The sequence below is a fragment of the Brevibacterium epidermidis NBRC 14811 genome, assembly GCF_001570805.1.
Classification (GTDB): domain Bacteria; phylum Actinomycetota; class Actinomycetes; order Actinomycetales; family Brevibacteriaceae; genus Brevibacterium; species Brevibacterium epidermidis.
Map to the genome: position 1 here is coordinate 1 of NZ_BCSJ01000016.1, position 12,229 is coordinate 12,229.

12 protein-coding genes are annotated in these 12,229 nt (G+C 63.4%); 8 read left to right on the top strand and 4 right to left on the bottom strand.

Going from position 1 to position 12,229, the window contains the following annotated elements; all coding sequences use genetic code 11:
- Nucleotides 1-252: 252 nt before the first annotated feature.
- A complete protein-coding gene (locus BEP01S_RS13830; RefSeq protein ID WP_062244395.1) occupies nucleotides 253-927 on the bottom strand; it encodes an SOS response-associated peptidase in 675 nt (224 codons plus the stop codon).
- Between the two features lie 52 nt (nucleotides 928-979).
- Between BEP01S_RS13830 and BEP01S_RS13835 the strand changes: the two genes are divergently transcribed.
- The 5 genes from BEP01S_RS13835 (at nucleotide 980) to BEP01S_RS13855 (ending at nucleotide 5,779) form a co-directional block, all read left to right on the top strand.
- Nucleotides 980-1,495: a MarR family winged helix-turn-helix transcriptional regulator gene (locus BEP01S_RS13835; protein ID WP_039206271.1), complete on the top strand. Its 516-nt coding sequence runs from the start codon at nucleotides 980-982 to the stop codon at nucleotides 1,493-1,495.
- 132 nt (nucleotides 1,496-1,627) lie between these two features.
- Nucleotides 1,628-2,794 (top strand): acyl-CoA dehydrogenase family protein, encoded by a 1,167-nt coding sequence (locus BEP01S_RS13840; protein WP_039206273.1) that lies wholly within the window; start codon nucleotides 1,628-1,630, stop codon nucleotides 2,792-2,794.
- 1 nt (nucleotide 2,795) lies between these two features.
- Nucleotides 2,796-3,851, top strand: coding sequence for an enoyl-CoA hydratase/isomerase family protein (locus BEP01S_RS13845; protein WP_062244397.1), 1,056 nt, complete (start codon nucleotides 2,796-2,798; stop codon nucleotides 3,849-3,851).
- Nucleotides 3,848-4,624: an enoyl-CoA hydratase gene (locus tag BEP01S_RS13850; protein WP_039206276.1), complete on the top strand. Its 777-nt coding sequence runs from the start codon at nucleotides 3,848-3,850 to the stop codon at nucleotides 4,622-4,624. The genes BEP01S_RS13845 and BEP01S_RS13850 overlap by 4 nt, the downstream gene beginning before the upstream one ends.
- 183 nt (nucleotides 4,625-4,807) lie before the next feature.
- The gene (locus BEP01S_RS13855) at nucleotides 4,808-5,779 is read left to right on the top strand and encodes an NAD(P)H-dependent flavin oxidoreductase (RefSeq protein ID WP_244882260.1); all 972 of its coding nucleotides are present in this window, start codon (nucleotides 4,808-4,810) and stop codon (nucleotides 5,777-5,779) included.
- Nucleotides 5,780-5,873: 94 nt separating this feature from the next.
- Here BEP01S_RS13855 and BEP01S_RS13860 read toward each other — a convergent pair whose 3' ends face one another.
- Both BEP01S_RS13860 and trpS read right to left on the bottom strand, forming a co-directional pair.
- Nucleotides 5,874-6,923, bottom strand: coding sequence for an App1 family protein phosphatidate phosphatase (locus tag BEP01S_RS13860; protein ID WP_039206280.1), 1,050 nt, complete (start codon nucleotides 6,921-6,923; stop codon nucleotides 5,874-5,876).
- 2 nt (nucleotides 6,924-6,925) lie between these two features.
- Nucleotides 6,926-7,924, bottom strand: coding sequence for a tryptophan--tRNA ligase (gene trpS / locus BEP01S_RS13865; RefSeq protein ID WP_039206281.1), 999 nt, complete (start codon nucleotides 7,922-7,924; stop codon nucleotides 6,926-6,928).
- A gap of 289 nt (nucleotides 7,925-8,213) precedes the next feature.
- Between trpS and BEP01S_RS13870 the strand changes: the two genes are divergently transcribed.
- A complete protein-coding gene (locus tag BEP01S_RS13870) occupies nucleotides 8,214-10,436 on the top strand; it encodes a carbon starvation CstA family protein (RefSeq protein WP_062244401.1) in 2,223 nt (740 codons plus the stop codon).
- Nucleotides 10,433-10,669, top strand: a complete 237-nt coding sequence (locus tag BEP01S_RS13875) for a CstA-like transporter-associated (seleno)protein (protein ID WP_062244404.1) — start codon at nucleotides 10,433-10,435, stop codon at nucleotides 10,667-10,669. Before BEP01S_RS13870 ends, BEP01S_RS13875 begins: the two co-directional genes overlap by 4 nt.
- A 111-nt stretch (nucleotides 10,670-10,780) precedes the next feature.
- Here BEP01S_RS13875 and BEP01S_RS13880 read toward each other — a convergent pair whose 3' ends face one another.
- Nucleotides 10,781-11,596, bottom strand: coding sequence for an exodeoxyribonuclease III (locus BEP01S_RS13880; protein ID WP_062244407.1), 816 nt, complete (start codon nucleotides 11,594-11,596; stop codon nucleotides 10,781-10,783).
- 86 nt (nucleotides 11,597-11,682) lie between these two features.
- On the opposite strand from BEP01S_RS13880, the gene BEP01S_RS13885 reads away from it, so the two are divergent.
- Nucleotides 11,683-12,171 (top strand): GNAT family N-acetyltransferase, encoded by a 489-nt coding sequence (locus BEP01S_RS13885; RefSeq protein ID WP_062244410.1) that lies wholly within the window; start codon nucleotides 11,683-11,685, stop codon nucleotides 12,169-12,171.
- Nucleotides 12,172-12,229: the final 58 nt, after the last annotated feature.

The following is a 12,229-nucleotide window of genomic DNA, read 5'->3' on the forward strand; positions in this document are numbered from 1 at the left end:
GTGTGCACTTTTCGTCTTGCGACTCGCTGTGCCAGCGGATGTCTACTCTACCTGGTTGTTTCGATCCGTGCAACTCGGAGTTCATCTCCGGTTTGCTCGCATCGTTCCCGATCAGAGCGACTGTTGCCGTTCCTTGCGTCCTGGCAACCTGGATAACAATACACACATCTGCGACCGCGTGCAAAACGGCTGCGACAGTGCCCTCTCCCCGACTCCGAGAACCCCGAGATCTCGGGCGAGAAGCTCAGCGATCTACGCCACGGGTTCGGCGAGCTCCGGAGAATCGTTGCGGACGTTGCCGACCGCTTTGCCGACCTTGTGGCGAGTGACGCTTGCCGGGTCGACTTGGCCGAGAGTCGCCGCCAGCAGATCCGGCACATCGTTCGTCAGCACACCCGGGTCGATCCAGTCACTGATCTGCTCGCGCCCGAGGAACACCGGCATCCGGTGGTGGACATCGCTGAGATGTCCCGCGGACTCCATGGTCAGAATCGTCGTGGAGACCAGCCAGGTCTCATCCGGCTGCTTCCAGAATTCGAAGAGACCAGCCATGAACAGCGGGTCCTCGCCGGCTGCGGTCATCATCCACGGCTGTTTGCCGTCCTCCGTGTTCTCCCATTCGTAGTAGCCCGGGATCGGCAGGGCACAGCGGCGACGTTTGATGGCCTGCCGGAACATCGGCTTCTCGATAACCGTCTCGGAACGGGCGTTGAATGCCTTGAAGCCGATCTTCGGATCCTTCGCCCACGCCGGGACCAATCCCCAGGAGGCGGTTTCGAGCCTGCGGTGCAGCTGACCATCCTCGTCGAGGCGTTCGACGACGATCGGCACGAAGGATCCAGGAGGCACATTGAAGCGCGGTGTGAAGTCATAGGAAACGACGTCCAACCGGAGCTCATCGGCGAGATCTGCCGGATCGAGAGACATATTGAGTCGACCGCACATGCGCCCATCTTCTCACTTCACTACACTGTCGACAATGGCGGCAGAAGAGAATACAGGCTCGGGTTTCGACCCGATCGAAGAGTCCCGACGGCAATGGCTGGCCCATGGGTGGGATCACGCAGCCGACGGAATGACGACGGTGATCTCGGTGATGCGGATCCACCAATTGTTCCTGGCTCGCGTCGATGCTGCCCTCAAACCCTTCGAACTGACGTTCTCACGCTACGAAGTCCTCACTCTGCTGTCCTTCACCAGAGCCGGAACCCTGCCGATGTCGAAGATCTCCGCTCGCCTGCAGGTGCATGCGACATCGACGACGAACTCCGTCGACCGCCTCGAGAAGGCCGGACTCGTCGCCAGGCGCAGCCACCCCGATGATCGCCGGACGACGCTCGTCGACCTCACGGATGCCGGTCGTGATCTCGCCGCTCAGGCGACGACCGCACTCAACGCCGAGGTCTTCTCCTCCCCCGATTTCGCCGGGATCGATCTCGATTCCCTGCTCCCCCATCTCGAAACTCTGCGCTCGGGGCTCGAAGCCGGCAGCTGAGCGGACCAACAGACAGGCCACACAACAGACCAACGGACGGGCCGCCTCGGCGAGGAATTAGTTGGATGTCCAAGTAATATGGACGTATCGTGGTGCCCGTCACCGAATACGCGTCCGATTCTTGGAGGAATCATGTCCCGCAGTACAGCCGCTGCCCTACCTTTCGGTCTCACCGACGAACAGCAGACCGTCTCCGGGATGGTGCGCGAGTTCGCCGATACGGAAGTCGCCCCGCACGCCCTCGAATGGGACGCCGAGCACTTCTTCCCCGTCGACGTCATCAAGCGGACCGCCGACCTCGGGATGGGCGGCATCTACGTCAGCGAAGAGGCCGGCGGAACCGGAATGGGCCGGATGGATGCGGCCCTGATCTTCGAAGCGATGTCGACCGGATGCCCATCCGTCGCCGCCTATATCTCCATCCACAACATGGTCGCGTGGATGATCGACAAGTTCGGCAATGACGAACAGAAGGCCAAGTACCTCACGAAGCTCGTCTCCATGGAACACCTCGGCAGCTACTGCCTGACCGAGCCCAACGCCGGCTCCGACGCCGCCGCCCTGCGCACCACTGCCAGAGAGGACGGCGACCACTTCGTGCTCAACGGAGTCAAGCAGTTCATCTCCGGCGCCGGCACCTCCGAGACCTACCTCGTCATGGCCCGGTCCGGTCAGGAAGGCGCGCGCGGAATCTCTGCCTTCATCCTCGAGAAAGGCATGGAGGGCCTGAGCTTCGGACCCAACGAGCAGAAGATGGGCTGGCGCGCCCAGCCCACCCGGCAGGTCATCATGGAGAACGTCCGGGTGCCGAAGGAGAACATGCTCGGCGATCCCGGCCAGGGCTTCAAGATCGCCATGTCCGGACTCGACGGCGGTCGCCTCAACATCGGCGCCTGCTCGCTCGGCGGCGGACAGGCAGCTTTGGAGAAGGCCATCACCTACATGGGCGAACGACAGGCCTTCGGCACCGAACTCTCGGGATTCCAAGCGCTGCGCTTCGAGGTGGCCCAGATGCAGGCCGACCTCGAAGGCGCCCGATCCCTGCTGTGGCGGGCGGCCAACGCCTACGACGCTGGCGATCCGAACACCTCGCTGCTGTCGGCCATGGCCAAGCTCAAGGCCACCGACACCGGCTTCGACGTCGCGAACAGGGCACTCCAGTTGCACGGCGGCTATGGCTATCTGACAGAGTATGGAATTGAGAAGCTGGTGCGAGACCTGCGCGTCCACCAGATTCTGGAAGGCACCAACGAAATCATGCGCGTGATCATCTCGCGCAAGAGCACAGGAGTGGGCTGATATGACAGAACCTTCGACGAAGCAGGCGGACGACTCCGTCATCACTTCGGTCACCAACGGGGTGGGCCGGATCGAACTCAACAAGCCGAAGCTGATCAATGCGCTGAGCCAGGACATGGTCGCACGCATCGATGAGGCCCTCAACGCTTGGCGCGATGATGATTCGGTCAAGCTCGTACTCGTCACCGGCCGCGGCGAACGCGGGCTGTGTGCCGGCGGCGACATCAAGGCCGTGTACAACGACATCGTGGCGGGCACCGATGAGAATGCGAAATTCTGGAACCGCGAATACAAGATGAACTTCGCGATCTCGGAGTTCCCCAAGCCCTATGTCGTCGTCATGAACGGCATCACGATGGGCGGCGGAGTCGGCATCTCCGGACACGGCTCGCATCGCATCGTCACCGATTCGACGAAGGTCGGCATGCCCGAGACCGGAATCGGGCTCTTCCCCGACGTCGGCGGCACCCACCTGCTGGCCAACGGTCCCGGAGAGCTCGGCACTCATCTGGCGCTGACAGGGCAGCCCGTCAGAGCCGGCACCGCGATCACCCTCGGGATCGCCGACTACTTCGTCCCCGATGCGCAGATCCCCGATCTCATCGCCGACCTCACCGCCGGTGAAGATCTCGAGTCCGTCCTCGGCAAGTACGCCGGAGAGGCACCGGCCGATGACCTCGCCGAGGCGGCCGACTGGATCAACGCCTGCTACGTCGGCGATGACGCCGAGGCCATCGTCGCGGCTCTCGCCGCGCACGAAAACCCCGATGCCAAGTCCACCGCGGAGCTCATCAAAACGAAGGCCCCCACCTCGGTGAAGGTGACCCTGGCAGCGATCCGCAATGCGGAGAAGATGACGCTGGACGAAGTCCTCGAACAGGACTATCGCGTCGCAGTCACCCTCACCGGACTGCCCGACCTCAAGGAAGGCATCCGCGCGCAGGTCATCGACAAGGACCGCAACCCGCAGTGGAATCCCGCCTCTCTGGCCGAAGTCAGCGATGAGCAGGTTCAGTCCATCCTCACCACCGACCACGAAGACAAGGTGTTCTCATGAGCGAATTCGAAACCATCCTCACCGACGTCACCGACGGTGTCGCCACCATCACGATCAACCGGCCCAAGGCGCTCAACGCGCTCAATCTGCAGGTGCTCACCGACATCACCGATGCCGCGACCGCCTTCGACGCCGATGACTCGGTCAAGGCGATCATCATCACCGGCAGCGAGAAGGCCTTCGCCGCAGGCGCCGATATCAAGGAGATGTCGAGCCTCGACTTCGCGACCGCCTATAAGGCCGACTGGTTCGCCGGGTGGACCCGGCTGACCGATGTGCGCAAGCCGGTCATCACCGCGGTCGGCGGCTACGCTCTGGGCGGCGGCTGCGAGCTGGCGATGATGGGCGACATCCTCATCGCTTCGACGAAGGCGAAGTTCGGACAGCCCGAGATCAACCTCGGTGTGCTGCCGGGCATGGGCGGATCCCAGCGCCTCACCCGCGCCGTCGGCAAGGCCAAAGCCATGGACATGTGCCTGACCGGCCGGATGATGGGAGCCGAGGAGGCCGAACGCTCCGGTCTCGTCGCTCGCGTCGTCGAGCCCGAAGCACTGCTGGAAACGGCCAACGAGATCGCCCAGACGATCGCGTCGAAGTCCCGGATCGCCTCGGCGATGGTCAAGGAAGCGGTGAACACCGCGTTCGAAACGACCCTCGAGCAGGGCCTGCGTTACGAACGTCGCCTCTTCCACTCCTCGCTGGCCACGAATGATCAGTCCGAGGGCATGGCCGCCTTCGTCGAGAAGCGGGACCCGAACTTCACGGATTCCTGAGATCCAGTCGGGGCCAGTTCGGCCTCGAATGATCGCGTACACAGCGGCGCGGACTCCAGTGCGGAGCCCGCGCCGCTGTCGTCTCTGCTGCCGGGACACACGAGCGGGCAATGTGTCGCGTATCGCATTTAACAAACGTTCGGTTAGAGTGGGAATATGCATTCATCTACACAAGGAGGCACGGTGAGCACCTTCACCGATCTGCGCTCCCAACTCCGTCTGCCCGCCGTCGGCTCCCCCATGTTCATCGCCTCAGGGCCAGAGCTGGTCAAGGCCCAGTGCCAGGCGGGAATCATCGGATCCTTCCCCACTCTCAACGCCCGTCCGGCCTCGCAGCTGACCGACTGGCTCGATGAGATCTCCGAGTCGAACGCCGCCCACACCGCGGCGAATCCGCAGCAGCCCGCCGCTCCGTTCGCGGTCAACCTCATCGTGCACCGTTCGAACAATCGCCTCGAGCAGGACCTCGCCGAGGTGGTCCGCCACCAGGTGCCGATCGTCATCACCTCACTCGGTGCCCGTGAAGAGGTCAACGAAGCCGTCCATTCCTACGGCGGGATCGTCCTCCACGACGTCATCAACAACCGCTTCGCACACAAGGCCGTCGAGAAGGGCGCCGAGGGCGTCATCGCCGTGGCCGCCGGTGCCGGCGGACATGCCGGGGCACAGTCGCCGTTCGCACTGGTCCAGGAGATCCGCTCTTGGTTCGACGGACCCCTGCTGCTGTCGGGCGCCATCGCCCACGGCCGCTCGATCCTCGCCGCTCTGGCTGCCGGTGCCGATCTCGCCTACGTCGGCTCGGCCTTCCTCTCGACCCCCGAGGCAAATGTCGTCGACGACTACCGGAAGATGATCGTCGAGTCCGGTGCCGATGATGTCGTGTACTCGAACTACTTCACCGGTGTGAACGGCAACTACCTGCGCGGATCCATCGTCGCTTCGGGCCTCGACCCGGACAATCTGCCGGAGTCCGATCCATCGAAGATGAGCTTCGCCTCCGACCCGGATTCGGATGCGAAGGCCTGGAAGGACATCTGGGGCTCGGGCCAGGGCATCGGCGCTCTCGGACAGCAGCGGACCACCGCGGAGCTCGTCGAGACCTTCGCGACCCAGTTCGATGAGGCGAAGCAGCGGCTGCTCGCACAGCTGCGCTGATCCCCAACTGAATACTGCAAAGCCCGGATCTCCTCCTCGGAGACCCGGGCTCTGCTGTATTCGGCGCCCGAATGCGTCCAGCACTCGAGTGCCTTCAGACTGTCGAGATGATTCCTCGTTCGGTCAGGCGAGAGGCCAAGCCGGCACCGTCGGGGGCATAGATCCACGGCACGCCTTGGCCGCGACCGTGACGCTTCGACCGTCCGCCGGCCCACACGGCCTCGCCGACGGTGAGCTGTCGGATCGCAACGGCGGCGACGTTCTTCGGGTGGTTCTCGACGAACTCGCCGTAGATCTCCTCATCGTTCTGTCCGTCGTCGCCGATGAGCAGCCACTTCATCCACGGGAATTCCCTGGCCAGACGTTCCAGCGAATTGCGTTTGTGTTCCTTGCCCGACCGGAACACCCGGGTCGTCGTCGGCCCCCAGTCGGTGAGGAGCAGCGGACCCATCGGATAGAGATTGCGGGAGAGGAAACGCTTGAGCGACAGAGCGGAGTTCCAGGCCCCTGTCGACAGGTAGACCATCGGAGTGTCCGGGCGCATGAAGGTGATCCGGTCGTAGAGCACGGCCATTCCCGCCACCGGGGACCGCGCATGCTCGCTGAGGACGAAAGTGTTCCAGGCAGCGAGGAACGGACGCGGCAGCGAAGTGACCATGACCGTATCGTCGATATCGGAGATGATGCCGAAGGTCGAGTCCTCGCCGATGATGCGCACGGCGGCCGAGTCGACGAGCGAACCGTCGGTCCACAGCTCGATCTCCGTCTCCCCCGGTTCGAAGTCTCCGGGAATCACGGTGTCGATGATGCCTCCGCGATCGGAGGTGACCATATGCTCTTCGTCGTTGACGCGCACCCATGCTGTGTCATTGGGCAGAGGAACGCTGACGAAGGACTTCCATCCGCGGATGCTCGCGTGGACATCGGCTGCCGGCTGACCGTTCGGGGTGAGCACCAGGCGCCCGAGCACCCGCACCCAACCGGTCCCGCCGTAGGTGTCGTAGGCGATGACCGTGCGCTGGTAGGCGTGGTCGGTGGCCCGATTCTGGATCCACCCATTGAACCGGTCCTCCACCCGCGCAGCGGTGTGGAGCATATCCGGTGTGAGGTTGAGAGGACCCTCGTCGGGTTTCTTCTTCGCCACGATCAGATGAAGCCGATCTTGTCGTAGACCTCGCGGAGGGTCGCCTCGGCGATGGCGCTGGCCTTCTCCGCCCCGCGGTCGAGGATGGCCTGCAGCTGGGCACGGTCTTCGAGAAGCTCCAGCGTACGCTCCCGCACGGGCGTCAGTGTCTCCACGGCCACCTCGGCGAGGTCGACCTTGAGGTGACCGTACATCTTCCCTTCGTACTCGGCGACGATGTCGTCGACCGAACGAGAGGTCAGGGAGGAATAGATCGTCAGCAGGTTCGATACTCCCGGCTTGTTCTCCGGGTCGAAGGCGATCTCGGTTCCGTCGTCGGTCACGGCGGACTTGATCTTCTTCGTCAGGGCCTTCGCATCATCGAGGATGTCGATGCGGCCCTGCGGGCTCGGCTGGGACTTCGACATCTTCGCGCCCGGATTCTGCAGGTCGTAGATCTTCGCGGTCGCCTTGAGGATCTGCGCCTCTGGCACGGTGAAAGTCTTGCCGAAACGATAGTTGAAGCGCTCGGCGAGGTTGCGGGTCAGTTCCAGGTGCTGGCGCTGGTCCTCACCGACGGGAACGAGCTGCGGGTTGTACAGGAGGATGTCGGCGGCCATCAGCGCCGGGTAGGTGAGCAGTCCCAGGGACACATGCTCCTGCTTAGCGGACTTGTCCTTGAACTGGGTCATCCGGCTCGCCTCACCCATCGAGGTGGTGCATTCGAGGACCCAGGACAGCTGCGGATGGGCAGGGACCTGGGACTGGACGAAGATCGTCGACTTCTCCGGATCGAGACCGGCGGCGATGAACTGTGCGGCGGTGCGCAGCGTCCGTTCGCGCAGCTCGGCCGGGTCCTGCTCGACGGTGATCGCGTGCATGTTCGCGATGAAGTAGAACGCGTCATGCGACTCCTGGTGAGTCACGAACTGCTGCAGGGCCCCGATGTAGTTGCCCAGATGGAGGGAATCGGAGGTGGCTTGGATACCTGAGACAGTGCGCGGCTGAGAAGAGTTCGTCATAGTCCTATGATGCCATCTCCCCTGTCGGAGTCTGTTGTCCGGCCCGTATGCGGAAGACGACTGCCTGCGGTCGGGAATTCGCAGACGCCGCGAGAGGGCATTTCGCGTGCAGAGATGAGGGTCATCCAGGTCACTCGAACCGTCCGAGCGGGCGGTATAGTGACCTAGGCGATCACAAGATTTCTCAAGGTGCCTCACATCTCCCGGTCAATATTCGGTCGATGGTCGGTACGGGAACGATCACGCTGTCAAAACAACATAGCCGAGACATCTCTCAAGGAGGAGGACCATGTCGGTCGAATACGTCAAGACCGAGGACGACCTGCCACCGGTCGCCGTGGTCGAGAAGCCACGCTGGACACCGGCGAAGATCGTGCTGTGGGTGGTCATCGCCCTCATCGCCGGTGCGGGCTGGTCGATGATCGCGTTCGTGCGCGGTGAAGAGCTGTCGGCCAGCTGGTTCGTCGCCGCAGCCGTCGGCAGCTATCTCATCGGCTTCCGCTTCTACGCGAAGCTCATCGAATGGAAGATCTGCCGGCCGGATCCGAAGCGAGCCACCCCGGCAGAGCTCAACGACAACGGCCGCGATTTCGCGCCGACCGACCGCCGAGTCCTGTTCGGCCACCACTTCGCTGCGATCTCCGGTGCCGGTCCGCTCGTGGGACCGATCCTCGCAGCCCAGATGGGCTACCTGCCCGGAACCCTGTGGATCGTCTTCGGCGTCGTCCTCGCCGGCGGTGTGCAGGACTATATGGTGCTGTTCTTCTCCATGCGCCGCAACGGTCGCTCACTGGGACAGATGACCCGTGATGAGCTCGGCCGCACGGGCGGAATCATCGCCTCCATCGGCATCATCCTCATCATGGTCATCCTCATCGCCGTCCTCGGCGTCGTCATCATCAACGCCCTGGCCGAAAGCCCTTGGGGCGTCTTCTCAATCGCGATGACCATCCCGATCGCCGTGTTCATGGGCATCTACATGCGCTACCTGCGTCCCGGCAAGGTCATCGAGGTCTCGGTCATCGGCATCGTGCTGCTCGTCATCGCGATCATCGCCGGCGGATGGGTCCACAACTCGCCATTCTGGTCCGAGATCTTCCACCTCGACAAGGTGACTCTGGCCTGGTGTCTGATGATCTACGGCTTCCTCGCCGCCGTCCTGCCCGTGTGGGTGCTGCTGGCCCCGCGCGACTACCTGTCGACGTTCATGAAGATCGGCACCATCGTGCTGCTGGCCGTGGGCATCCTCATCGTCAACCCGACCGTGCAGATGCCTGCACTGACCGAGTTCGCCTTCAACACGGCAGGTCCAGCATTCGCAGGCGCCTTGTTCCCATTCCTCTTCATCACCATCGCCTGTGGAGCGTTGTCGGGCTTCCACGCCCTCATCTCCTCGGGTACGACTCCGAAGCTCATCGAGAAGGAGACGCAAGCTCGCCTCATCGGCTACGGCGGGATGCTCATGGAGTCCTTCGTCGCAATCATGGCGTTGGTCGCCGCGATCTGCCTCGACAAGGGCCTCTACTTTGCGATGAATGCCGCCGAACCGCTCACCGGCGGAACGGTGCAGGGCGCTGCGGACTTCATCAACAATTCCTTGGGCATGTCCGGGGTGGAGACGAGTCCGGAAGTCCTCGAGCAGGCGGCCAAGGACGTCGGAGAGGAGAGCATCGTCTCTCGTACCGGCGGTGCCCCGACGCTGGCCATGGGTATGGCGCACATCCTCCACAACCTCTTCGGCGGACCGGCCTGGATGTCGTTCTGGTACCACTTCGCCGTCATGTTCGAGGCCCTGTTCATCCTCACCACGATCGATGCGGGCACCCGCGTGGCCCGTTTCATGCTCTCGGATGCGCTCGGCAACTTCTCCAAGAAGTTCCGGGATCCTTCGTGGACTCCGGGCGCTTGGCTGACGACCGCGATCATGGTCGCTGCCTGGGGCTCGATCCTGCTCATGGGTGTCACCGACCCCCTCGGCGGCATCAACACGCTATTCCCGCTCTTCGGCATCTCGAACCAGCTGCTCGCCGCGATCGCTCTGGCCGTCGTCTTCGCCATCGTGTGCAAGATGGGCCTGGCCAAGTGGGCGTGGATCCCCGGCATCCCGCTTGTCTGGGACCTGCTGGTCACGATGGCTGCCTCGTGGCAGAAGATCTTCTCCTCCGACCCGAAGCTCGGATACTGGGCTCAGCACTTCGCTTACAAGGACGCGCTGGCCGCCGGAGAGACCTCGATGGGCAACACCGAAGGAGTGGCGGCGATGAACGCCGTCGTTCGCAACACCTTCGTCCAGGGCACCCTGTCGATCGTGTTCGCGCTCCTTGTCGCGATGGTCGTCGTCATGGCAGTCTGGAAGTCCATCGAGGCCATCAAGAAGGGCTCCCTGCCGACGACGGAGGAGCCCTTCGTCGAGACGAAGATGTTCGCTCCGGCCGGTCTCATCGCGCGCAAGCCCGAGCGCGAGCTGCAGGCACAGTGGGACGACCACGAGGCAGGAAGGCAGAAGGAATGAGCACTGCACATCCGCTCAGCCGCATCGCCAATGATCCGTGGGGATCTCTGCGACGAGGCGTCGCCTGGCTGCACTGGTACCTCAAGGAGATCATGGGCGAGAACGCCTATATCCACTACCTCGAATCCTACGAGCGCCGCCACGGCACTCGTGAGGGTGCGATGGAGGAGAAGGCGTTCTGGCGTGATCTCACCGATGAGCAGGACCGCAATCCCAAGGCGCGTTGCTGCTGAGATTCTGAAGCTGCCTGCGTCTCAGTATGCTGAGAGGACAGCGAAGAGCCCGGGGACTCAGGACATCTCGTCCTGAGTCCCCGGGCTCTTCGCCTGTCGTTCGAACTGCGGTCAGGACTGGACGGAGGGGAGGTCGTAGTCGATGACCAGCGGAGCGTGGTCCGACCAGCGTTCGGCCCAGCTGTCCGCCTTGTCCACGGTGGCCTTGACCGCGGCCTCGGCCAGGGCCGGGGTGGCCATCTGGTAGTCGATGCGCCATCCCGTGTCATTGTCGAAGGCCTGTCCGCGCATCGACCACCAGGTGTAGGGGCCGTCGACGTCGCCGCTGATCCGGCGGTGGACGTCGACATACCCGATCTCACCGAAGAACCTGTCGAAATAGGCGCGCTCCTCCGGCAGGAATCCCGACTTCTTCCGGTTGGCCTTCCAGTTCTTCAGGTCACGCTCGGTGTGGCAGACGTTGAGGTCGCCGGTGATGAGAACGTGGTCGGCGGTCTGCGCCAGCTGCGGCATCCGTTCGATCATGCGATCGAGGAACCGGTACTTGTCGTCCTGCTTTGGGGTGTCGGCCTCGCCGGAATGGACGTAGGCGGACACGAGGGTCAGCAGCGATCCGTCGCCGAGGCGGAAGTCCGTCTCCACCCACCGTCCGGCCCGGTCGAAGTAGCCGTCGTCGCCGAGTCCCTCACGCACCGCCTCGGGTTCGGTGCGGGCCATCACGGCGACACCGGCGCGGCCCTTGGCCTCCGCGTCGTGGCTGATCGTGGTATAGCCCGTGTCGGCAAGGACACCGTGCGCGATATCGTTGGCGGCGCGCACCTCCTGGAGAGTGATGAAGTCCGGTTTCGCGGCATCGACCCAGGTGGGCATCCCCTTTCGCCATGCTGCGCGGACTCCGTTGACGTTGACTGAAGCAATCCGAATCATGTGATCTATGATGACATGGAGCGCACTATTCTTCCGGGACAGGGCGTTATAGAGTGAGGGTAAGAACGAACACATCAGGAGGCGCAATGGCCGTTGACGAAACTATTGATACCGAGCAGCTGAGCATCAGTCCGCTCGATGAGGTCGACGCCCGCGAGATGCGCGAATTCCTGCTCGACGCCCAGGCGAAATTCTGGGGAGACCGCGATCTCAGCGGTGACCACGACGCCTACTGGTTCCGTCAGTTCGACACCTCGGGACTCGTTGCCCGCTACCGCTCGGAGATCGTCGGCTACCTGCTCGGTGTCATTCCGCACGAAGGACCCGCGTACATCCACCTGGTCGCAGCACGCTCGGATTTCCGTCACCAGGGCATCGGCCGTCACCTCTACCAGCACTTCATCGACCGTTCCCGTCAGCTCGGCGTCTCCTCGGTGCAGGCTACGACGAAGCCGGAGTCTTCGGGTGCGATCTCCTTCCACTCCTCCATGGGCTTCAGCGGTGAGCTCATCGAGGACTATGCCGGACCGGGAGACCCGCGCGTCTTCTTCGAGCTCAAGCTCGCCGAGGACTGACCCCGGCAGCAAAGCCTCCCAGAACTACCTGACGGCGGCCCAGCAACCTTGCGCAAGG